This window comes from Mesorhizobium sp. WSM4816 (genome assembly GCF_055811535.1).
Map to the genome: position 1 here is coordinate 208946 of NZ_JBVVQR010000005.1, position 23024 is coordinate 231969.

Consider the following 23024-nt stretch of genomic DNA (forward strand, 5'->3'; position numbering starts at 1 on the left):
TGTGGAGAGCAAACAGATGATCGAACTCGACGAGCGCGCGATCTCCGTCACCAAATTCTGGCGTGACGCCGGGCAAGCTGCATGGTTCGAGAAGAATGACGCCTTCGACGCGGAGTTCCGCAACCAGTTTCTCGAGCTGCATTACGCTGCCGCGCGGCGTGAATGCGACGACTGGTCGGAGCATGCCGAAGGTTCACTGGCGCTGATGATCCTGCTCGACCAGTTCCCGCGAAATTGTTTTCGCGGCACCGGCCATATGTATGCCACCGACCCGCTGGCAAGGCATTTTGCCGAAAAGGCGATCGCCCGCGGCCAGGATCTCGCGCTCGACGAAGAGCTTCGCGTCTTCCTCTATTTGCCTTATGAGCATTCGGAGCATCTCGCCGACCAGCTCAAATCGGTGGACCTCACTACCGCCAAAGCCCAATCCTATCTGAAGTATGCCGTCGAGCACCTGGAGATCATTCAGCGCTTCGGCCGCTTTCCGCATCGAAACAGGATGCTTGGCCGAGAGACGACGCCGCAGGAACAGGTGTTCCTCGACGGCGGCGGATTTGCCGGCTGACTTTGCGCAGGGCAATCGCCTCAGACAAAGATTAATGGAGATTTGGCGAAATCCTTTGCGAAGGCGTCCTTCTCCCCGTCACTATACGGGGAGAAGTGCCCGGCAGGGCGATGAGGGGCAGCGCAAACCTGATGCGATTGCCCTCGACGATTGTGGCCCGCGTTTATGACGTCAAGTCAGCCACCAATTCCGGCCGGACGACAGTCGCTCGATGCCGGCGCTGTCGAGAGCGGCAAGCCGCTCCGCCACGCTTCTGCCGTCGACGGTGAGGTCAGGCGCGATCTCGGCCAGCGGCGCCAGAACGAAGGCGCGCTCCAGCATGCGCGGATGCGGCACTTCCAGCCCGGTTTCGTGGATGATCCGATCGCCGAACACCAGAATGTCGATGTCGATCAGCCGTGGACCCCAGCGCTCCTCGCGCACCCGCTTCAGCCTGCGCTCGACGTCGAGACAGAGATCGAGCAATGCATGTGGCGCGAGCACGGTCGAAATTTCGGCGGCCGCATTGAGAAAATCCGGCTGGTCGAGCTTGCCCCAGGGCGGCGTGCGGTAAAGCGAGGAGACGACAACGACGCGCGTGTTCCCGTCGGCGTCCAGCATGCGCAGCGCCGCGCCCATCGACCTTGCCGGGTCGCCGAGATTGCCGCCAAGGCTGAGGTAGACCGTGTTATTGGGGCCAGGCAACGGTCACCTCGACATGATCGAGCACGCCGGGCACCGGCGCATTCGGCTTGCGCACAGTGATCTCGGCCTTTTTGATCTGGGGAAAGCGGGCTGTCAGCGCCCGGGCCACCTCCAGCGCCAGCGCTTCTATCAGAAAACGCCTCTCCCCGGTGATGATCTTTTCGATCACCCCGAAGGCAACGCCATAGTGGACGGTATCCTCGATGGAGTCATCGACCAGCGCGCGGCCGGGTTCGACGGTGAGCGCAGCGTCGACATAGAAACGCTGGCCGAGCGTCTCCTCCTCATCCAGCACGCCGTGCCGAGCGAAGAAGGCGCAATTTTTCATGCGGATGATATACATCGCTCAGCGTCCTGCTCGATTGGAGCGATGCGCGTCCGCTTGGGCGCACAGACTACGCTCTAAGGCTTTTAATCTACGCATTTCGATTTGAAGGCTGTGCGGCGGTTTCACGCGCCAGCATAGCATCCGCCACCGCCAGCGCATCCACATTGATTGCGACATCGTGGACGCGAAAAAGCCGCGCGCCCTTGAGCCTCAGTATGACGCTTGTCGCCGCTGTTCCGGCGTCTCTGGCCGAGGCATCGCGGCCGGTGACGGCGCCGATGAAACGCTTTCGCGATGTACCGGCCATCAGCGGAAAGCCCAAGACATCGAGCTCGGAAAACCGTGCCATCAGGTCGAGATTTTCCTCTGCGGTTTCCTTGGCGAAGCCAAAGCCCGGATCGAGCACGATCTGGTCGTCGGCAACGCCGCTTCGCCGGGCGATTTCCAGGGACTTACCGAGGAAGAAAAACTGATCCTCGATCACGTCGGGCAGTTTTTGCCTGTCGCGCCCGGTGTGCATGATGACAAGCCCGGCGCCGGTTTCGGCCGCGACCCGCGCGATGCCCGGTTCGCGTTGCAGACCCCAGACGTCGTTGAGGATATGCGCGCCGGCGGCGACGGCAAGCCGGGCGGTGTCCTCGCGGTAGGTGTCGACCGAAATCAGCGCCTCGCCGAGCCCGGCGAGCGCCTCGATGACAGGCAGCACGCGGGCCTGCTCTTCCTCGATGGCTACCGGAGATGCGCCGGGGCGTGTCGATTCGCCACCGACGTCAATGACGGAGGCCCCCTCTTCCGCCATCCGGCGCGCCTGGGCAATCGCCTGTTCGGGCGCGACGAACAGTCCGCCGTCAGAAAAACTGTCCGGCGTGACATTGAGAATACCGACGATCACCGCCTTGCCGCCAAGGTCGAGATGGCGCCCATGCGCCAGTTGCCATCGCCCTGTCGTCATTGTCGATAAACCATGTGTGATCCACCAAAGATCAATTCCGTTGCGTCGGCAACGGCCGTAGCGCAAGGTAGGCAAAGAGGCAACATGATGAAACGTTCCCTGCTTTGCGCCCTGATGCTTGCTTGTTCCGCCTTGCCGGCGGGCACGGCGAATTTGGTGAAGACATATAGCTATTTCAGCATCGGCGGCAGAACGCTCGATGATATCGGATCCCAGCTTACGAAACTTGGACCTCGGGTGAAAAGCACCGGGATGCGGCATCCAGGCGCCACGCAGATGGCGTTCACCACCCGCGTCAGCTATGCGGAAAGATCGAACTCCTGCGCGATTGCCGACGCCGATGTCACCGTCAAGGTCAAGGTGATCCTTCCCGAGTGGCGCCGCCCGCGCAAGGCTGATGCCGGCGTAAGGCTGTTTTGGGATACATTGTCGGCCGACATCAAGCGTCATGAGGACCGCCATGTCGAGATCGCCAAGAACCATGCCGGCGAACTCGAGGACGCGCTGAAGGCGACCCACCCGCGCAAGACGTGCCAGGAGGCCAAGGCCAAGGCAGCGGAGATCTCCGCCGCTATTCTTGCCAAGCACGACCGCGCTCAGATGCAGTTCGATCGCGTCGAAACCATCAATTTCGAAAGCCGCATCCTGCGGCTGCTGCGCTATCGCATGAAGCGCATCGAAAACGGCCGGCTGCCGGGTTAGCTTCGGCCAGACGGTAGGGCGATTCTCGTCGAGTAAGAGACTCAGCCGGCGACGCCGAGCTTCTTCTGCAGGCTGGTCGACGACGTCGTATACTGGAATACGATGCGCTCGCCGGGGCTGACGATGCGCTTGGCCGCCTGCGCCATCAGCGCGACCTCATGGAAGCCCGACAGGATCAGCTTCAGCTTGCCGGGATACCAGTTGATGTCGCCGACGGCGAAGATGCCCGGTACCGACGTCTGGAATTTCTCGGTGTCGACCGGGATCAGGTTCTCATGAAGATTGAGCCCCCACTCGGCGATCGGTCCGAGCTTCATGGTCAGGCCGAAGAACGGCAGCAGCCGAGTGCACGGCACCTCGCTGTCACCATCGGGACCCTTGATGGTCGCCGCCGAGAGATGGCCCTCCGTGCCGGTCAGCCCGGTCACCTGCCCGACCTGGAAATTCAGTTCCTTCATCTCCTGCATGGCGTACATCTTGTTGACGCTGTCGGGCGCCGCGCGGAACTCCGGCCGCCGGTGGACAAGTGTCACGCTCTTGGCCACCGGCTGCAGGTTCAGCGTCCAGTCGAGCGCCGAATCGCCGCCGCCGACGATCACCAGGTCGTGGCCGCGGAATTCCTCCATCCGGCGCACCGAGTAGAAGACGCTCTTGCCCTCATAAAGCTCAATGCCCGGAATTGGCGGCCGCTTCGGCTGGAAAGAGCCGCCGCCGGCGGCGATAACCACAATCTTGGCTTCAAACACCTCGTTCTCGTCGGTGATGACGCGAAAGCCGCCGTCCTCGAGCTTTTCGAGGCTCGAGACCATGCGGTTAAAGGTGAAGTTGGGCTTGAACGGCGCGATCTGCTCAAGCAGTCTGTCGACCAGGCCCTGGGCCGAGATCGATGGCCAGCCGGGAATGTCGTAGATCGGCTTTTCCGGATAGAGTTCGGCGCATTGCCCGCCGGGCCGATCGAGTATGTCGATCAGATGGCATGTCATGTCGAAGAGGCCGAGCTCGAACACGGCGAACAGGCCGACAGGCCCTGCCCCGACAATCAATACGTCCGTCCTGATGATATCGGTCATGAATGCGCCTTCGATGCGCATGCCCCCGAAAATCGGAATCGATTCTCGCCGGGGATCCTGCGCCAAATCACCGTGCTACAGCGTGCTTTGCGTGGTCCAGGGATCGTGCGGCGCTGTAGAGAACGGCGCGACACTGCATGACCATTGGCCCGCTGCCAAGCCGGCGCCGGAAAAATCGGCTATATCCCCCGCTTAAGCCTCCACGCTTCAGCCCTGGCGGGCGGGCACGCGCACAACCAGGCCGTCGAGAGCGTCGCGCACCTTGATCTGACAGGAGAGCCGTGAGTTCGGCTGGACGTCGTAGGCGAAGTCCAGCATGTCCTCTTCCATCGCTTCCGGCTCGCCGACCTCCGCCGCCCATGCCTCATCGACATAGACATGGCAGGTCGCGCAGGCGCAAGCGCCGCCGCATTCGGCCTCGATCCCCGGCACGGCGTTGCGGATCGCGTTCTCCATGACGGTCGAGCCGTTTTCGGCATCCACGTCAAAATGTGTGCCATCATGGGCGATGAAGGTCAGCTTGGTCATTTGTCACCTGAAGGGAGTCCCAGCCGAGATAATCACTCCCGCAGACAAGTCAACTGCGGCGCGAAAGCGTCGCTCTATGCCGTTTTTTTCGGAAATGGGTTTAACGGCTGATGGCGGCGACGAAATCGCGGACTTCTTCGATCAGGGAGCCAAGCCGCTTGAGGGTATTGATATCTTCAGGTTGAAGTTCGATCGCGCCGGCGCAATCGGCAACAGCGAAGGCGCCGACGCCGCGCGCCGAGCCTTTCAGCCCGTGCGCCAGGAGCAGTCTTTGCTTCACATCGGCGTCGACGATCCTGTCGCGAACCGACAATGCCTGCTGCACGAACAGCGCCAGCACCTCCTGTTCGAGGCTGCGGTCGCCCATCGTCTGGCGCGCCAGATGCGCCAGGTCCACGGGCCGCGACCCGGCCGTTCCCGACACATCGCCGCCGGGCATCGAGAAGGCAATGCCGTTTTCGCCACGCATGACTCTGCAACTCCGTTCTTCCAGCCGCCAAAAAACGAGGCAGCCGCCAAAAAAATAGGCCCATCCTGTGGACGACGGGTTAATGATTGGCCCGAAAAAATGTTGCGATAGCGGCGCCGGAATCACAGTTCTGTTAACCTTATATTTAAAGTTTTACGCATCGCACCGAATGCATGTTTTCTTTACCCCGGTGTGTCATTACGATACGAAAGGTCCATTTTCAGCCTCTTGCGTGGGACACGAAAAGCAAAATCAACAAGTCCCGCGGCAGCTTGTACAGGGTAGCGAAGGCATGGCGAAGAAAACAACGACGACAAGAACGCTCGACAACGACGTAGCCAGGGAACTCGAAAAAGCACTTGAAATCGATCTGAACGGCGATGCCGGCGGCGACCTCGACATCGCCGCGTCGATGGAGGATCTGGAAGCGCAGATATCGCAGGCCGCCGACGAGTTGGCACGCGAGGGCCGTGACCAGGATGCCGAGGCTGTGGCCAACCAGAACCAGGATGCGGAGCCTGTCGCCAACCAGAATCAGAATGCCGAGCCTGTCGTCAACCAGAGCCAGAATGCCGAGCTTGCCGCCAATCAGGACCAGAACGCCCAGGACCAGAGAGAAGCGGCAAACGCCAGGCCGGCTGAACCGCGCCCTGCTGAGCTGCGCCCCGTTGAAACGCGCCCTTTTGAGACGCACCCTGTTGAAACGCGCCCCGTTGAAACGCGCAATGGCACGCAGTCGGCCGGCTTCACGCCGGCCAACGATCCTCGTCAAAAAGATTACAAGACGCTGCTGCACACCCTCAATCGGCGTGCCTCGAACACGATCTACTGGGTCGTGGCGCTCGTTTCGCTCGCCTGGGTCGCGGGCGCCGGTGCATTGGCAAACCTGCTGTTTGGCCCAGGCATTTGGCAAATCCGCACGCCCGGCCAGTTTTTCGCCCGTCCCGAACTGATTGGCCTGGCAATCGCTGCGATCCTGCCCGTCCTCCTGTTCTGGGCGTTTGCAGCCATGATCCGCCGCGCGCAGGAGATGCGCATCGCCGCTCAGTCGATGACGGAAGTGGCTTTCCGCCTGACCGAGCCGGAGCAAATCGCCCAGGATCGCGTCATGATGATCGGGCAAGCCGTGCGCCGCGAGGTTGCGGCCATGGGTGAAGGCATCGAGCGCACGCTTGCACGTGCCGTCGAGCTCGAAACCCTGGTCCACAGCGAGGTCAACCAGATCGAGCGCTCCTATTCGGAGAATGAATCCCGCATCCGCTCGCTTGTCGACGGGCTGGGCAGCGAGCGCGAAGCGGTGGTCACCCACGCCGAACGCGTGCGCGCCTCGATCACCGGCGCGCATGAGACGCTGAAGGACGAAATCGGGGCTGCCAGTGACATCATTCGCGACAGCATCCTCAACGCCTCGACCAACCTGTCGATGACCATCACCAATTCCGGCGACACGTTGATCGACAGGATCAACCAAAGCTCGCTGTCTATCTTCGATTCGGTGGAAGGCCGGCTCGAATCCATCACTGACCGGCTGTCGACCTCCGGCGAAGCCTTCGCCAGCCTTCTCGACACACGCATTGCCAAGCTGACGGAGACGACCGACGGCCTCACCCGGTCGCTGACCGATCTGCTCGACGATCGGACCTCCGGCATGGTGTCGCTGCTCGGCGGCGCCGCACGCACGCTCAACTCCGAATTTGAAGCCAGCCTTGACGGCATCGAGCGGACACTGGCCGAACGCGGCCAGGTGCTGATCAGTGAGTTCCAGACCCGCGCCGAAGCGCTGGACACCGGCACCCAAAAGCTCAACGCCGCGCTCGAGGCCCGCGCACGCCAGATCAACGAGACCCTGGTCGAGCGCGCGCGCGAAATCGCCCATACCTTCCAGGAGAGCAAGGAGACGCTTTCGGCGATGATCGATCAGGGCAAGACCCAGATCGGCGCCGACATGGCCGACATCGTTTCGTCGACCTCGTCGATGCTCGAAGCACGCGCCGGCGATTTCGCCGGCCGCATGGAAGCGGCCCGTCATGTGGTGTCGCGCGCCTTCGACGCCGACATCCAGCGGCTTGCCGATGCCCGCGTCGGCATCGAGGAGGCTGTCGAGAACCACAGCCGCAAGCTTTCCGAAAGCCGCGAACACATGACGGCGGCCATGCAGGCCGATCTGGAGAAATTCGCCGAAAGCCGCGCCGGCATCGACGCGGCTGTCACCGACCAGGTGCAGAAGCTTTCCGAAGGCCGCAACCTGATCTCGCGCGCCCTGGAGGAGGATCTGCGCAAGGTCAATGAGTCGCGCGCCGCCATCGATGCGTCGCTCGGCAGCCATCTCGAACGGCTCGAAGAGGGCCGCAACAGGCTTTCGCAGGCCTTGAACGAAGACTCTGGAAAACTTGTACAAGCCCGCACGATCATTGACGAAATGGTTGCCGGCCATGTTGGCAAGCTTGCCGAAGGCCGCAGCATCCTTTCACGCGCTCTCGATGCCGATCTCGGCAAGCTGGCCGACAGTCGCGCCAGCATCGACGGCCTGGTCGCTGGCCAGGTCGAGAAGATCGCCGAAGGTCGCGCCTTGCTCGCCAAGGCGTTGGAAACCGACGTTGTCGGCATCAAGGGTCTCATCGAGACCCATTCCGCCAAACTGGCGGAAGACCGCAGCGAGCTTTCGCGTTCGCTCCAAGACGACCTGTCGGGCATCCGAGGCCTGATCGAGGACCATTCGGGCAGGCTCGCCGACGATCGCAGCCTGCTTTCGCAAACGCTCGAGGCAGACCTTGCCAAATTGGCGGAAAGCCGGTCGAGCATCGACGGGCTGGTCGCCGGTCAGGTCGAGAAGCTGGCCGAAGGCCGCAACATCCTCAAGCGCGCGCTCGAATCCGATCTCAACACGATCAAGGAGGTCATATCAGGCCAGTCCGAAAAGCTGGCGGAAGACCGTGGTCAGCTCTCGAAGGCGTTGGAAACCGACCTGCAGAGCGTGAATGGCCTTATCTCCGATCACATGAACCGGCTCTCCGAGGACCGTTCAATCCTGTCGAAGGCGCTCGAAGACGATCTCGCCAAGCTGGCCGAAAGCCGGTCCAGCATCGATGGGCTGGTCACCGGCCAGGTCGAGAAACTGGCCGAAGGTCGCGACATTCTCAAGCGCGCGCTCGAATCCGATCTCAACACGATCAAAAGCGTTCTATCAGACCAGTCGGAAAAGCTGGCGGAAGATCGTGGTCAACTGGCGCGAGCGTTGGAAACCGACCTGCAGGGCGTGAATGGCCTTATCTCCGATCACATGAACAGGCTCGCCGAGGACCGTTCAATCCTGTCGAAGGCGCTCGAAGACGATCTCGCCAAGCTGGCGGAAAGCCGGTCGAGCATCGACGGGCTGGTTGCCGGCCAGGTCGAGAAACTGGCCGAGGGTCGCGACATCCTCAAGCGCGCGCTCGAATCCGATCTCAACACGATCAAGGAGGTCCTATCAGGCCAGTCGGAAAAGCTGGCGGAAGACCGTGATCATCTCTCGAAGGCGTTGGAAACCGACCTGCAGAGCGTGAACGGCCTTATCTCCGATCACATGAACAGGCTCGCCGCAGATCGCTCGACCCTGTCCCAGGCGCTCGAAGACGATCTCGCCAAATTGGCGGAAAGCCGGTCGAGCATCGATGGGCTGGTCACCGGGCAGGTCGAGAAACTGGCCGAGGGTCGCGACATTCTCAAGCGCGCGCTCGAATCCGATCTCAACACGATCAAAAGCGTTATATCGGACCAGTCGGAAAAGCTTGTGGAAGACCGCTCGACCCTGTCCCAGGCGCTTGAAGACGATCTCGCCAAATTGGCGGAAAGCCGGTCGAGCATCGACGGGCTGGTTGCCGGCCAGGTCGAGAAGCTGGCCGAAGGCCGCGACCTGCTCAGACGCGCATTGGAAGCCGACCTCAATACCATCAAGGGTGTCGTCGCCGATCAGTCTCAGCAGCTGACCGACAATCGCGCAGAGTTCGCGCGGGCGCTGGAGGCCGATCTCGGCGGTGTCAATGGTCTTGTGAACAGCCACGCCGAGAAGCTCATCCAGGACCGCTCGATCCTGTCCAAGGCGCTCGAAGACGATCTTGCCAAGTTGGCGGAAAGCCGGTCGAGCATCGACGGGCTGGTTTCCGGCCAGGTTGAGAAGCTGGCCGAAGGCCGCGACATCCTCAGACGTGCGCTGGAAGCAGACCTCAACACCATCAAGGGTGTCGTCGCCGACCAGTCTCAGCAGCTGACCGACAATCGCGCAGAGTTTGCGCGGGCGCTGGAGGCCGACCTCGGCAGCGTCAACGGTCTTGTGAACAGCCACGCCGAGAAGCTCATCCAGGACCGCTCGATCCTGTCCAAGGCGCTCGAAGACGATCTCGCCAAGCTGGCGGAAGGCCGGTCGAGCATCGACGGGCTGGTTTCCGGCCAGGTCGAGAAGCTGGCCGAAGGCCGCGACATCCTCAGACGTGCGCTGGAAGCAGACCTGCAGAAAATTGCAGCCAGCCGCAGCGACATAGACGACATCATCGCCGGGCACGTCGGCAAGCTGACCGAAGGCCGCGACGCGCTGACCCGTGCGCTGGAGGACGACCTCTCCAAGCTCGCCGACACGCGCAAGGAAGTCGACCGTTCCCTGTCCGGCCATATCGACCAGATCGCCGCCAGGAGCACCGACATCTCGGACGCCATTGCCGCCGACGTCGAAAAAATCGAGCAGGCGTTCAGCCGCCAGACCGGCATCATCGAGGAGCGTGCCGGGACCATGGAGCGCGCGCTGTCGACCGGCGTCGACAACGTCCGCAACGTGCTCGAAAAGAGCGCCGTCTTCGTTGCCGGAGCGCTGCGCGAAAAGGTCATGGAAGTTACCAGCGCACTGCATGAGCAGGCAGGCGCGGCTTTCAGTGACGCCGATCGCAAGATCGCCGAACGGGCGGAGCAGACCTCTGCTGCCCTGCTCGCCAGGGCGGAGGATATCGCACGCACCTTCGAGGAAGCGGATCGCCGCCTCGCCGCACGTGCCGAAGACACGTCGAGCGCGCTCGTTGCCCGGGCGGAGGGTGCATCGAGCGCAATCATGGCCCGCGTCGACGACACCTCGAACTCGTTGCTGGCGCGCGCCCAGGAGACGGCCGACCAGTTGGCTGCCCGTGCCAGCGAGATCGCCGGTACATTCGATGCGGCGGACCAGAAGCTGGTTGCCCGCGCGGTCGAAACGGCGCAGTCGCTGGCGGAACGCGCCGGCGACATCCTGCGCAATTTCGAAGGCGCCGACGAACGGCTCAGCGTGCGCATCGGCGAATCGGCCGAAGCGCTCGCAACGCGCGCATCGGACCTCGGCCGCATTTTCGATGCCGCCGACCAGCAGCTGATCTCGCGCATCGCCGAAGGTTCGGAAGCGCTGTCGGCCCGCGCGTCCGAGATCGGCCGCATCTTCGATGAGGCGGATCACCGCCTGGTGTCGCGTATCGCCGACAGCACGTCGACGATCGGAGAACATGCCGACAACATCGTCGGGGCCTTCGCCAGCACCGAGCAGCGGGTTGCCGAACGTGCAAAGCAGACCGGGCAGGACCTGGCCGTCCACGCCCGTGAGATCGAGCAGGCGCTCGCCGGCGCCGACGAGCGCCTGGCCTCCAGCGCGGCGGCCGCGGCGGCTCGCGTCGAGGAACAGGTTGCCGGCGTCGAAAACCGTCTGGTCAACACCACCGAAACGATAGGCCAGAAGCTCAACGAGCAGGTTTCGACCGCCGAGGCGCAGCTCATTTCGCGCGCCAACTCGATCGCCGAAACCTTCACTGCGGTCGGCCAGCATATCGGCCAGAGCACCAACGACGCCGCCAAGACCATCGGCACCAACACCCGCGAACTCAACACCATGCTTGCGGCACGTTCGGCCGAGATCTCGAAAATCCTCGATGAAACGGCTCGGCCCCTGGTCGAGCGCTTCGCCCACGGCGGCTCGGAACTTCAAAAGAGCATGGAAGAGGTGACCCAACGCGCCACCGAGAAGCTGCGCAGCGAAAACGCCGCCTTGGTCGACGCGCTCGCCAGCCGCACGGCCGAAACATTGTCGGCCGTCGAAGGGGCGCGCTCGACGCTCGCCGACAGCGTCGCCGACCTCATCGGCCGCATGAGCACCTCGAGCGCACAGCTCGGCCAGCTCATCGAACAGGCGGCGGCCAATCTCGGCCAGGTCGACGAACGCCTGACCGGCAGCACGCAAAGCTTTGCGGCGACCACGGAAAAAGCCGCTCAGACCTTCGCCAGCTCTGCGCGTCTGGTCGATTCGAACACGACACGGCTTACCGAGCTGTCGTCCTCGACCTTGCGCGAGGTTGCCTCGATCGCCACCAAGTTCGACGAGCACAGCCGATTGCTGTCGAGTGCTTCGGACCTGTTGAGCTCGGCCCAGAGCAACCTCGAACACACGCTGGAAAGGCAGTCGTCGCTGGAGGACCTCGCCGTCGGCCTGGTCAAGAAGTCGGAGGATCTCGAAAAAGTCATGCGCTCGTTCGAGGATCTGGTCGGCCAGACGTTGCAGAACGCCGAAGGCAAGACGCTGGAGTCGGCGGACAAGATCCGTACCTCCATTGCCGACGTCGTCGATTCGGCAACCAAGCGCTTTGCCGACGCGACCGAGGAGATGCGACGCACCGCCAGCTCGATCAAGAGCGAGCTCGACCTTACCCGCGCCGAGCTCAAGAAGGGTGTCATCGAGATGCCGGAAGAGGCAAAGGAATCGACCACGGCCATCCGCCGTGCCGTTTCCGAGCAGATCAACGCCCTGAAGGAACTATCTGATATCGTTGTGAAATCTGGCCGCAACACCGACTCTTCGGAGCCGCGCAACCTGCGCCCGGCACAACAGGCGCCTGCCCCGCGCGCCACTGAGCCGCTGCGCCGGCCTCCGGCCCCGGAACCTCTTGCCCCGCAGGCGCCGTCGGGTGACACCGCACTGCGCGGCGACCTGGAACGGCCGCCGGAGACGGCGCCGCGCCAGCGCGACCCTAATGGCCGCGCGCCGCAGGGCGGCTGGGTGCGCGATCTCTTGACCGGGGCATCGCGCGAAGAGGCCGCCAAGCCAGCAGCACCTTCGGAAGCGCCACGCTCGGCAGCCCCTGCCCAGCGCTCGCCGCTTCATGTCGTGGAGTCGCTCAACTCGCTTTCCGTCGACATCGCCCGCGCCATCGATCACGACGCCTCGATCGAACTGTGGAACCGCTACCGGAGCGGCGAGCGTGACGTGTTCACCCGGCGTCTCTACACGCTGAAGGGACAGCAGACGTTCGACGAGATTCGGCGCAAATATCAGATGGAGGCGGAATTTCGCGCCGCCGTCGACCGTTACTGTGACGATTTCGAAAAGCTGCTCAAGGACGTGTCGCGCAACGACCGCGACAACATGATGGCGCAGACCTACCTGACGTCGGACACCGGCAAGGTCTATACGATGCTTGCCCACGCCAGTGGCCGCCTGCATTGATCAGACGATAAGCGAACGGAAAAAGGCGGGAAACTCCCGCCTTTTAGGGCAATCGCTTCGGATTTGAATTTCACACCGTTACCGGCGTTGGCGCCGCCCCTCATTGCCCTGCCGGGCACTCTCCCCGTATAGTGACGGGGAGAAGGACGCCTTCACCGAGGATTTCGCCAATCTTCAGCGTTGCAGAAAGGGTGCCGAGGTTGCAGCCGACCCCTTCTCCCCGTCACTATACGGGGAGAAGGTGCCGGCAGGCGGATGAGGGGCGGCTCCGGCTGCGACAATTGAGTGCACGGCTGTGGTCAGATCACCGAATCGGTCCAGCGGACGATGTCCTTGGCGGCAGCGCCGAACGCCCTGTCGAGCGCATCGACATAGGCCTGGTTGCCGCTGCCCGAGACGGGCGCGGTCGCGTTGAAGCTCTTGGAGGCGCGCACCTCGCCATTGCGGTCGTTCAATATCCGCACGAACAGCTCGACCTCGGCGTGTTGGCCGCCGTCGACGCGGACCTCGAAGGAACGGACCTCGACGATCACCTGATAGTCGATCGCCAGGCCCTCGCCCGGCTTGCCGACGCCGGCGAAACTGCCCGAGCGCTGGAATGTCTCGGCCAGCCGCGCCTGCACGATCAGCGGCAGCCGGTCGGCCCATTGCGCTCCCTTGAGGTACTGGATCGAGCGCACCGACGGCTTGATGACGATGTTCTGGCTGTCCAGCGCCTTGAGCGCCGAAGGCTGGGCGATGAGGATTTGTTGGCGGCCGCGGCCGCGCGCATCGAGCGACGGCGCCGACAGTTCGAATGTGTCCAGGGGCGCCGGCCCGCCGCCCGGCAAAAACGCGCAGCCGGCCAGCGAAAGCGCAAGCAATGCCACACCCGCAGTGGGCCCGCCCGCTTTCACCCCGCCCAATCTAAGCACGCCCAATTTAAGCACGACCGACTTCACACGCGATCCCCGTTGTCCCCGAATCGAATGAGCAAATCGCACCCGCAGCGTACTTGCCTGCCGTTCTTGGGGCCGGCGAAAGCCGAAGTCAACGCCGCACCCTGCCATCGAATTGCCGAACCTCACCTTCGCCGCCTGACAGGATTCGCTGCGGATTGCGGCTGAGATCCGTCACCGCCTCTTCGATGCGGTTGATCGAACGACGGCTGTCCTGGACCAGCGCTTCGACGTCCTGCAGGCCCTGGCCGGAGAATCGCGCCAGATTGTCGGTGATGGTGCCGAGGCGGGCGTTCAGCGTGTCGGCGACCTGCTTGAACGATTTCAGGGTATTCCTGGCATCGGCTATCATGCCGTCGGCCTGGCCTGAGCCGAGCAATGTATCGACCTTGACGAGGATGCCGTCGACACGCACCGAAGCGTCGTTGAGGCGCTCCGCGAGCTGCTGCGCATCCTTGATCGTCTGGTCGATATCGTCGGCCCGGTTGGCGAATTTGTTGGTCACCTTGGCGATGTCGGCGGCAGCCTCGTTAGCGTTTTCGCTGGCCTTCTGGATGTTGGCCAGCGCGGTGCGGACCTGTGCCGGATCGATGCCGTCGAGAACGCCGTCGACCTTGGCCAGCGTGCCTTGCGTCCTTTGGGCGAAATCGTTGATCGACCCCACCGCGGTGTCGACATTCCTGACGACCGTGTCGAACTGCTTGCTGGTTTCCTTCAGGTTCTCGGTCACCGTATCGACATTGGCGACAATACTCTTGATCTGATCCTTGTCGACGGCGTTGAGCAGCCCTTCCGCCGCCTTCAGCGTGCCGTCAAGCTTGCCCGAGACGCCCCTCAGTTCCTCCGACAGCGAACTGACGCTGGCGAGGAATTTGTCGATGCCGTCAGAGTTCTTGGCCAGCGCATCGGAGAAGGTCTGCACATTGTTAACGGTCTGCGTCAGCGGCCCGCGAACGTCGCTGGTGAAGCCTTCGAGCTGGGAGAGAACCGTATCGGCGCGGGTGAAGATGTTCTGCGCCGTCTGCAACAGGTTGGTGACCGCCGACGGGTTGGCGACGATCTCGGCGACGCGGCCCTCCTGCTCCGCCTGGTCGAGAAGGTTGACTTCCTTGGGGTCAGCGCCCCTGAGCTCGATACTCGCTTGGCCGGCGAGGCTGACGATCCCGATATCGGCCTGCGTCGATTTGGTGATCGGCGTCGTGCGGCCTACTTCGGCTTCGGCTATGGCGTCGTTCGGATTGGCGGGGTCGATATAGACGCGCCTGACATCCCCGACCCTGACGCCGTTGAACAGCACGAAACTGCCGCGGCCGAGGCCGGAAGCCGATCCCGGAATGCGCACCCGCAGCATCGCCGTCTCACCCCTGTCGCCGATCGCGGCAGTCCAATAGACGAACGCGAATGCCGCCAGGATCGCGGCTAGCGTGAAAATGCCGACAATGACGTAGTTGGCTCTGGTTTCCATTTATCCACTTATGGCTACGCGCGGGCCGCAAGATCAAGTTGCCGCGCACGTTTTCCGCGAAAATAGGATTTCACCCAGGGTTCCTCGCTCTTGAGCATGTCGTCGATCGTGCCTTCGACCAGCACTTTCTTGTTGCCGAGCACGGCCACCCGATCACAAGCGGTGAACAGCGTGTCGAGATCGTGCGTGACCATGTATACGGTCAGATCCATGGTATCGCGCAGCTTGACGACCAGTTCGTCGAACTCAGCCGCGCTGATCGGATCGAGGCCGGATGTCGGCTCGTCCAGGAACACGATCTCGGGGTCGAGCGCCAGCGCGCGCGCCAGCGCCGCACGCTTGATCATGCCGCCGGAAAGCTCGGACGGGAATTTCTGCGCCGCATCCGGCGGCAACCCGACCAGTTCGACCTTGAGCATCGCCAGCTCGTCCATCAGCTTTTTCGGCAGATCGAGATATTCGCGCATCGGCACCTGCACGTTTTCGAGCACCGTGAGCGCCGAAAACAGCGCGCCGTGCTGAAAGAGGACGCCAAGGCGCATGTCGATGCGAAGGCGCTCCCTCTCGCTCGCCTTTTCGACATCGACGCCGAACAGCTTGATCGCTCCCGACTGCTTGTGCACCAGGCCGAGAATGGTGCGCAGCAGAACCGACTTGCCGGCGCCGGAGGCGCCTACGAAGCCGAGAATTTCGCCACGCCGGATATGGAGCGACAATTTGTCGAGAATGACCTTGTCGCCGAAGGAGACGGTGACGTCGTGCGCAGAAAGCACGATCTCGTCCTCGTCGGCCCTTTGCGTAGTCGTGGTCGGCTTTGTGCCAAGCAGCGCCATGTCAGAACTCGATCGCTGCGTAGAACATGGCGAAAAGCCCGTCGAGGATAATCACCACGAAGATCGACTTCACCACCGAAGCAGTCACGTGCTGCCCGAGCGATTCGGCGCTGCCGCCGACCTTCATGCCTTCGACCGAGGCGATCGTGCCGATGATCATGGCCATGAACGGCGCCTTGATCAGCCCGGCAAAGATGGTGCTGAGATCGATGGCAACGCGCAGCCGGTCGATGAAGGCGGCCGGTGCGATGTCGGAGTAGAGCCATGCCGCCAGTATGCCGCCGCCGAGTGCGGCGAAATTGGCAATGATCGTCAGGCAAGGCAGTGCGATCACCAGCGCGACCAGCCGCGGAAACACCAGAACGCCGATCGGATTGAGCCCGATGACCTTCAGCGCGTCGACCTCCTCGCGCATTTTCATCGAGCCGATTTCAGCCGTGATGGCGCTGCCCGAACGGCCGGCGATCATGATCGCAGTCATCAGCACGCCGAGCTCGCGCAGGATCAGCACGCCGACAAGGTCGACGACGAAGATATCGGCGCCGAAATAGCTGAGCTGATAGGCGCCTTGCTGGGCGACGATCGCCCCGACGATGGCCGACATCAGCACAACCACCGGGATGGCGCCGACGCCCATGCGGTCCATCTGGTTGAAGATCGCCGCCGGATTGACCGCATGGCCGCGGCCAAGCTTCATCTGCGCGCCGCGTATCGTGGCGCCCAGTATGTTCATCGCGGCCAGGAAATCGTCACGCATCTCATAGACGCGGCGGCCAACCGCCTCGAGCGCGCGAATGACGATGTTCGGCGGCCCAACGATGCCGGAATCAGGTTCGCGTCGAACGGCGTCGCCGACGGCGCCGAGCAGGATCGAGGCAACCTCGCTTTGCCCCTGCATCGTGATTTTCACACCCTGCTTTTCGAAGGCGCTGACCAGACGGTCGATCACCCAGGCCCCGGCGGTGTCCATCTTCTCGATATGCGAGAGGTCAAGCGCCAATGTCTGAAAGCCGCTGCGTTGCTCGATCTTGCGCATCTCGGCATCGACGAGCGCCACGGTGCGTGTCGTCCAGGTCCCGGAGAAAGCGCAGCCGAGGACGCCGCCGTCCTCGCCGACCACAACGCGCGGCTGGTGGTCGGCCTCCTTGGCGGTCGTGCCGCTTGCGTCGCGTTTGCGGATCGTCAACATGGCGTCCTGTTTAGCCTGACGGGCCGATCTGTTTAACCTGACAGAACCCACCTGTCGATTTGCCGACAAGCTTGTTGTCGCACAGCCGGAGCAGAAAAATATGGCGCGTGTCATTTCGGTCGAGTCCGAGCGCTTTCCTATCGCCGGGACCTTCACCATCTCGCGCGGTTCGAAAACCGAAGCCGAGGTCGTCACAGTGACGATCCGCGAGGACGGCCAGAGCGGGCGCGGCGAATGCGTCCCCTACAAACGCTATGGCGAAACCATCGAGGGTGTGCGCGATGCGATCGAGGCTATGCGGGAGCAGATTGCGGGCGGCATCAGCCGGGCCGCGCTGCTCGACGCCATGCCGGCAGGCGCGGCGCGCAACGCCGTCGACTGCGCGCTGTGGGACCTGGAGGCGAAGATCGCAGGCAAGCCGGTGGCTTCCAGCATCTGCACGGCGCCGCCGAGGGCGCTCGAAACGGCTTACACGCTGTCGCTCGGCGAGCCCGAAGCCATGGCAGCCCAGGCCCGCGCCAATGCCCTGCGCCCGCTTCTCAAGGTCAAGATCGGCGGCGACAACGACATGGCCCGCATTCGCGCGGTCAGGGAGGCGGCACCGGCGAGCCGCATCATCCTGGACGCCAATGAGGGCTGGCGCGACGACAACATCGTTGCAAACCTGGCCTTTGCCGCCGAGCACGGCATCGCGCTGATCGAACAGCCGCTGCCGGCGGGCCGTGATGGCATGCTTCGCAACATCGCCCATCCGGTGCCGATCTGCGCCGATGAAAGCCTGCATGAGGCTAAAGACCTTGCCTGGCTTGTCGGCCTTTACGATGCGGTCAACATCAAGCTCGACAAGTCCGGCGGCTTGACCGCTGCCCTCGTCCTTCGCGATCGCGCCCGCGAACTGGGTTTTGGCGTCATGGTCGGCTGCATGGTCGGCACGTCATTGGCCATGGCGCCGGCGGTGCTGTTGGCCCAGGATGCCGATTTCGTCGATCTCGACGGTCCGCTGCTGCTGGCCCGCGACCGTGCGCCTGGCCTTGTCTACCAAGTTTCGCTGGTGTCACCGCCCGATCCGGCGCTGTGGGGCTGAACGCGCCGCAAGCCCGATCAGCACGAGGCCGACCAGGGCGATCGGGATCATGGCAAAAAAGCCGTCGACGCCGAAGCGGTCGTAAAGCGGGCCGCACAGGAGCGTCACCACAGCGGTGAAAAACCCGTTGGAGAAATAGGCGATGCCTTGCGCGGCCCCGGTGCGTTCCTCCGCGACCGTCTCACCGATCATTTTCTGCAGGCCGATCAGCACCAGCGCCACCGAGACCGCGTGCAGCGTCTGGACTGCGAAAAACCCACCTACGCCAAGGCCAAGCGGCCAGATCAAGGGAAAGGCAATCCAGCGCACGATCGCGCCTATTCCCGCCATCAGCATGATCGATACGACCGAGAAGGAACCGAAAACCCGAGTAAAGATCATGAACATGCCGATCTCGGCCAGGACACCCCAACCCCAAAGCAGCCCGACCACAGAGTCGCCGATGCCGATCGATTTCCAGTAGATCGAGACGAAGCCGTAGAAAAACGCGTGGCTGGCGGTGATGACGCCGACGCCGACGGAGAAATACAGGAAATAGCCGTTGAGGAGTTTTGGCGCCGACTGCTGGATGTCGGCAGCCGAAAGCGGCAAGGCACGGCGGGGACGGCCGAGCCGCGGCGCGATCAGTGCGACGACAAGTGCGGCGCCAAACGCCACGAAGATGATCACCGGAACTGCCTGGGCGCCGGTCGCCGACAGGATAAAACCGCCGGCAAGATTTGCGCACAGATAGGAGATCGATCCCCATTTGCGCATGTTGGCGTAATTCGAGCCGAAGCGACGCACCCCCGACAGCGCCAGCGAATCGGCGATCGGCGAATGCGGGGTCCAGGCGACAGTGAGCGCCAGCGAAACGGCCAGCACCATGGCATAGCTCGGTGTCAGGAAATAACCGGCGGACAGCGCCAGCGATGCGGCCGTCAGCGCGACATAGACATGGGCGCGGTCGCTCGCCCTGTCGGCCAGTGCCGTAAGCAATGGCGTCGTCCCCACGCGCAGGAACATCGGTGCCGCGAGAATGATCGCTATCTGCTCGGCATCAAAACCATTTGCCTGCAGCCACAGCGGAAAGTACGGCAAATGTATCCCGAGCGGCACGAAAAGCGTGAAGAAGATCAGGCCCATGCGCAGCTCGAACTGACGCGGCTTGACGAGTTGTTCGGGTGAAAGCGGCGGCAGGGAGGACATCAGCAGGCAATCCGTCGGCGCAGCATTCGACCGGCCGGCCAAACAACGCAAGCCGATCCCATAACATGGCGAAAAAAGCGATGAAACCGCTGCGCTAAAGCGCGTCGCGTTTGACCGGCCTCATGCGACGCGCTTTAGGTTCTTGTTTATGCATGTCGTTATCGCAAAACCGCTGCACACCCTCGTGTCAGGCCCGAGGGCATGCTTTTGCGCGACATGCATGAACGCATCATCGCGTCAGGCAGCCTGGACTGCCCTGCCCTTGATGGCGACGATGTCGATCGGCACCAGCACTTCGCCGCCGACCGGAACCTCCGGCAGGACATGCGCCCAGTGCAGGATCTCCATCTGGCCGTCGAAATGCTCGACCACCGCGGTGCAGCTCTCCACCCAGTCGCCGGTGTTGATGTACTGCACGTCCTCATAATTTTCGATCGCGGCATGGTGGATGTGGCCGCAGATCACGCCGTCGACATGCGAGCGGCGCGCTTCCTCGGTCAGCATGGTCTGGAACGAGCCGATGAAATTCACCGCCTTCTTGACGTTGACCTTGGCCCAGGACGAAAACGACCAGTAAGGCAGGCCAAGCAGTTGGCGAAGTCGCGTCACCACGCGGTTGACCAGCATCGCCGCATCATAGGCGTAGTCGCCGAGATAGGCCAGCCAGCGCGCATTGTGGACGACGGTGTCGAACTGGTCGCCATGGATGACGAGAAAGCGTTTGCCGTTGGCGGTCTCGTGGACGACGCGGTCGGCGACGACGATGCCGCCGAAATGCACGCCCTGGAACTGGCGCGCAAATTCGTCGTGATTGCCGGCGATGTAGGTGATGCTGGCGCCCTTGCGCGCCTTGCGCAGCAATTTCTGGACGACGTCATTGTGGCTTTGCGGCCAGTGCCAGTTCCGTCTCAGCCGCCAGCCGTCGACGATGTCGCCGACGAGATAGATGATATCGGCGTCGTGATGGCGCAGGAAATCGATCAGGAACTCGGCCTTCGCCGCCTTCGATCCGAGATGGACGTCGGAGATGAACATGCTGCGGAATGTGCGGGGCTCTGCGCCAGGCATTGGATTCTCACCGTTGCTTCCGAACAGGCTATGCCTCGATTCATGCAACAACCGTATGACGGTTGCGATTGGTCCAGCCCCAAGAGTAGGTTGCGACCCAAATCAGAGGAGAAATCGCCATGGATCTCGGTATTCGCGGAAAAAAGGCCATCGTCTGTGCTTCGAGCAAGGGTCTTGGGCGCGGTTGCGCCAAAGCGCTGGCCGAAGCCGGCTGCGACCTGGTCGTCAACGGGCGCAACGCCGACCAACTGGCCAAGACCGCCGCCGAACTGCGCGAAAAATTTGGCGTTGAGGTGACCGAGATCGTCGGCGACGTATCGAAGCTCGAGGTGCAGAACGCGCTGCTTGCCGCCTGTCCCGATCCCGATATCCTCGTCAACAACAATGGCGGACCGCCGCTTCGCGATTTCCGCGAGCTCGACCGCGAAAAGATCCTCGAAGGCGTCACCCAGAACATGGTGACCCCGGTCGAGCTTGTTCAGGCTGTGATCGACGGCATGGCCGAGCGCGGCTTCGGCCGCATCGTCAACATCACCTCGCTGTCGGTCTATGTTCCCATTCCAGGCCTCGATCTGTCGTCCGGCGCGCGCGCCGGCCTGACTTCGTTCCTGGCCGGCGTCGCGCGGACGGTGATCGACCGCAATGTGACGATCAACAACATGCTGCCGGGCAAGCTCGACACCGACCGGCTGCGTCCCCCGCATGAAGCCGGCACCCCGGAAGATCCGGCTGCCGCCGCCGCACGCAAGGCCCAGGCAGCAGCCAACGTTCCGGCCAAGCGGCTCGGCACGCCCGAGGAATTCGGCCAGATCTGCGCCTTCCTGTGCTCGGTTCATGCCGGCTACCTGACCGGGCAGAACATACCGGTCGATGGCGGCCTCTACGTCAGCGCGTTTTAGCGCCTAACGCTTGGTACCCGCTGGGGACGCCGGGAGACGATCCATCTCGGCCGTTCTTGTCAGGAAGTGACGGCTCTGAAAGCAGGCCTTGCAGGTGGCCGTCGTCATGGATCATATCTGTCGCAGAAGTCGGGTGCAGAACTGAATTTCGCGACAGATCATAATTGGCAGCCGAGGCAGATCGCGCATTTCGCCACGATACCGATGCGACCTCGTGAAGATCAACATCGGAACCTTGGTCGTCGGTCCGCAGATACGGGCGCGTGCGATCGTGGTGCACCAGAAAAGTGGTCGGCCGGTTCAGTTTGAGCTGATGGCTGACGCACGGTCGATGGCGACGTCGCGGTTTCACGCAGCGCGAGGGAGGTGAGCAGGCTTCTGCCGTGCCAAACCAAAAGGAGCCGATTTATCGTCCGAAGTCTCAAAGACATCGGCTGCGCTGGCGAGGGGCCGGGTGTGGTGTTGAGCAGCGGGGCTATGATGGCCCCTTACCGCGCCGGCCGCCGCTACAGTGCATAGGGCCATTCGTCCGGCACGAAGCGATAGGCGTCGCCATCGCGCGCCACATGGCCGATGCCGGGGAACGGCAAATGCATGCCGGCGATCAGCATCCGGTCAGCAGCGACCCGGTCGAGCGTCCGCTTGCGCGTTTCGGCAGCCAGCTTGGAATCGACATCGAAGGCGATGCTCCAGTCCGGGCGCGCGAACTGGTAGGTCGCCATGTGCACGACATCGCCCCAGATGAACAGCGCCTCGCCGTCCGATTCCACGATGAAGCCGGCATGGCCCGGAGTGTGGCCGGGCAGCGGCACGGTGCGGATCGCGCCGACCGCCTCGCCCTCGCCACCCACCTGCCGCACGCGGTTCGCATAGGCGACGGCGGCCTGGCGGGCGCCGATGAAGAACGGCCTTGCCCCATCCGGCGCCTGGTTCATGTTCGCGTCGTCATGCCAGAAGGCGTAATCGGCGGCGGTGACGACGAGCTCGGCATTGGGAAACAGCGCCTGGCCGGCGGGAGTCAGAACGCCGTTGATATGGTCGGGATGCATGTGGGTAATCAGCAATGTATCGACCTGGTCCGGAGAGACGCCGACCGCCTCGATAGCGGCCGGAAGTCTGCCGAGTGACGGGCCCATGCTGCCCGACGTACCGGCGTCGACGAGCACCAGACGGTCGCCCAGATTGATGAGATAGGCATTGACCGGTGCGCGGCGCGGTCCGGGCTTCTGGAAGCTGGCCTCAGCCAGCCGCTCCGCATCGGCCTCAGCGAGTCCGATGACCAGCTCGGAACCAAGGTCGATATAGCCATCTAGTAGCGCCGTAACCTGGACCGATCCCACGTTGCGGCGCAGCCCGCCAAGCGTTGCGGCGTCGACCAGCGGCGCGCGGGCCACCGCCGGAACGGAGACGTTGGCTAGGAGAGTGCCGCCGGTTAGGCCGGCACCGGCGAGAAAATGACGGCGGGAAAGCGGCATTGCATCGTCTCCAGTTTGGGATCTAGAGCTCCAGGCGGAGCAAGGCGGGTCTATGCCATAGGCTCAGCTTTTTGAACTTGCCAATACCTTATATGTCTTATTAC

General features: G+C 63.0%; 19 protein-coding genes. 5 read left to right on the forward strand and 14 right to left on the reverse strand.

The annotated features are described in order from the left end of the window. Nucleotides 1–16: 16 nt before the first annotated feature. Entirely contained in the window at nt 17–565 is a 549-nt protein-coding gene (locus AC0L3H_RS08790) for a DUF924 family protein (protein ID WP_473585187.1), read from the forward strand. Between the two features lie 171 nt (nt 566–736). Here the strand turns inward: AC0L3H_RS08790 and folK are convergent, their stop codons facing one another. The 3 genes from folK to folP all read right to left on the reverse strand — a co-directional run bounded on the left by folK (nt 737) and on the right by folP (nt 2529). Beyond that, nucleotides 737–1249 (reverse strand): 2-amino-4-hydroxy-6-hydroxymethyldihydropteridine diphosphokinase, encoded by a 513-nt coding sequence (gene folK / locus AC0L3H_RS08795; protein ID WP_287178200.1) that lies wholly within the window; start codon nt 1247–1249, stop codon nt 737–739. Beyond that, entirely contained in the window at nt 1233–1592 is a 360-nt protein-coding gene (gene folB / locus AC0L3H_RS08800) for a dihydroneopterin aldolase (RefSeq protein WP_027151983.1), read from the reverse strand. Before folB ends, folK begins: the two co-directional genes overlap by 17 nt. A 73-nt stretch (nt 1593–1665) precedes the next feature. Then, on the reverse strand, nt 1666–2529 hold the full coding sequence (gene folP / locus AC0L3H_RS08805) for a dihydropteroate synthase (protein WP_473585188.1): 864 nt from the start codon (nt 2527–2529) through the stop codon (nt 1666–1668). An 84-nt stretch (nt 2530–2613) separates the two neighbouring features. On the opposite strand from folP, the gene AC0L3H_RS08810 reads away from it, so the two are divergent. Continuing rightward, the gene (locus tag AC0L3H_RS08810) at nt 2614–3231 is read left to right on the forward strand and encodes a DUF922 domain-containing Zn-dependent protease (protein WP_031255671.1); all 618 of its coding nucleotides are present in this window, start codon (nt 2614–2616) and stop codon (nt 3229–3231) included. 41 nt (nt 3232–3272) lie between these two features. Here AC0L3H_RS08810 and AC0L3H_RS08815 read toward each other — a convergent pair whose 3' ends face one another. From AC0L3H_RS08815 to AC0L3H_RS08830, 4 genes are all read right to left on the reverse strand, one after another. Then, nucleotides 3273–4301 (reverse strand): NAD(P)/FAD-dependent oxidoreductase, encoded by a 1029-nt coding sequence (locus AC0L3H_RS08815; RefSeq protein ID WP_473585189.1) that lies wholly within the window; start codon nt 4299–4301, stop codon nt 3273–3275. Nucleotides 4302–4508: 207 nt separating this feature from the next. Beyond that, nucleotides 4509–4829 (reverse strand): 2Fe-2S iron-sulfur cluster-binding protein, encoded by a 321-nt coding sequence (locus AC0L3H_RS08820; RefSeq protein WP_455840385.1) that lies wholly within the window; start codon nt 4827–4829, stop codon nt 4509–4511. 100 nt (nt 4830–4929) lie between these two features. Further along, nucleotides 4930–5298, reverse strand: a complete 369-nt coding sequence (locus tag AC0L3H_RS08825) for an Hpt domain-containing protein (RefSeq protein WP_473585264.1) — start codon at nt 5296–5298, stop codon at nt 4930–4932. Between the two features lie 220 nt (nt 5299–5518). After that, nucleotides 5519–6643 (reverse strand): pentapeptide repeat-containing protein, encoded by a 1125-nt coding sequence (locus AC0L3H_RS08830; RefSeq protein WP_473585190.1) that lies wholly within the window; start codon nt 6641–6643, stop codon nt 5519–5521. Nucleotides 6644–6946: 303 nt separating this feature from the next. Between AC0L3H_RS08830 and AC0L3H_RS08835 the strand changes: the two genes are divergently transcribed. Continuing rightward, complete coding sequence (locus AC0L3H_RS08835; protein ID WP_473585265.1) at nt 6947–12781, forward strand: kinesin; 5835 nt, start codon at nt 6947–6949, stop codon at nt 12779–12781. A gap of 299 nt (nt 12782–13080) precedes the next feature. On the opposite strand, the gene AC0L3H_RS08840 is transcribed toward AC0L3H_RS08835, so the two are convergent. The 4 genes from AC0L3H_RS08840 to AC0L3H_RS08855 all read right to left on the reverse strand — a co-directional run bounded on the left by AC0L3H_RS08840 (nt 13081) and on the right by AC0L3H_RS08855 (nt 17206). Next, nucleotides 13081–13701 carry an ABC-type transport auxiliary lipoprotein family protein gene (locus AC0L3H_RS08840; RefSeq protein WP_473585266.1) on the reverse strand — a complete coding sequence of 207 codons (621 nt, stop codon included), beginning with the start codon at nt 13699–13701 and terminating at the stop codon, nt 13081–13083. Nucleotides 13702–13810: 109 nt separating this feature from the next. After that, nucleotides 13811–15184: an MlaD family protein gene (locus AC0L3H_RS08845; protein ID WP_128169027.1), complete on the reverse strand. Its 1374-nt coding sequence runs from the start codon at nt 15182–15184 to the stop codon at nt 13811–13813. Between the two features lie 14 nt (nt 15185–15198). Next, nucleotides 15199–16017: an ABC transporter ATP-binding protein gene (locus AC0L3H_RS08850; RefSeq protein ID WP_473585191.1), complete on the reverse strand. Its 819-nt coding sequence runs from the start codon at nt 16015–16017 to the stop codon at nt 15199–15201. A 1-nt stretch (nt 16018) separates the two neighbouring features. Next, entirely contained in the window at nt 16019–17206 is a 1188-nt protein-coding gene (locus AC0L3H_RS08855; RefSeq protein ID WP_027155114.1) for an ABC transporter permease, read from the reverse strand. 100 nt (nt 17207–17306) lie between these two features. On the opposite strand from AC0L3H_RS08855, the gene dgcA reads away from it, so the two are divergent. After that, nucleotides 17307–18290, forward strand: a complete 984-nt coding sequence (dgcA, locus tag AC0L3H_RS08860; protein ID WP_473490267.1) for an N-acetyl-D-Glu racemase DgcA — start codon at nt 17307–17309, stop codon at nt 18288–18290. Here dgcA and AC0L3H_RS08865 read toward each other — a convergent pair. Both AC0L3H_RS08865 and AC0L3H_RS08870 read right to left on the reverse strand, forming a co-directional pair. Further along, nucleotides 18261–19478 (reverse strand): MFS transporter, encoded by a 1218-nt coding sequence (locus AC0L3H_RS08865; RefSeq protein ID WP_473585192.1) that lies wholly within the window; start codon nt 19476–19478, stop codon nt 18261–18263. The two genes, dgcA and AC0L3H_RS08865, sit on opposite strands and share 30 nt — an antisense overlap. Before the next feature lie 237 nt (nt 19479–19715). Further along, complete coding sequence (locus AC0L3H_RS08870) at nt 19716–20546, reverse strand: UDP-2,3-diacylglucosamine diphosphatase (RefSeq protein WP_473520511.1); 831 nt, start codon at nt 20544–20546, stop codon at nt 19716–19718. A 119-nt stretch (nt 20547–20665) separates the two neighbouring features. On the opposite strand from AC0L3H_RS08870, the gene AC0L3H_RS08875 reads away from it, so the two are divergent. Further along, nucleotides 20666–21445, forward strand: a complete 780-nt coding sequence (locus AC0L3H_RS08875) for an SDR family oxidoreductase (RefSeq protein WP_473585193.1) — start codon at nt 20666–20668, stop codon at nt 21443–21445. Between the two features lie 506 nt (nt 21446–21951). Here the strand turns inward: AC0L3H_RS08875 and AC0L3H_RS08880 are convergent. Next, nucleotides 21952–22920: an MBL fold metallo-hydrolase gene (locus AC0L3H_RS08880; protein WP_473585194.1), complete on the reverse strand. Its 969-nt coding sequence runs from the start codon at nt 22918–22920 to the stop codon at nt 21952–21954. Nucleotides 22921–23024 lie beyond the last annotated feature (104 nt).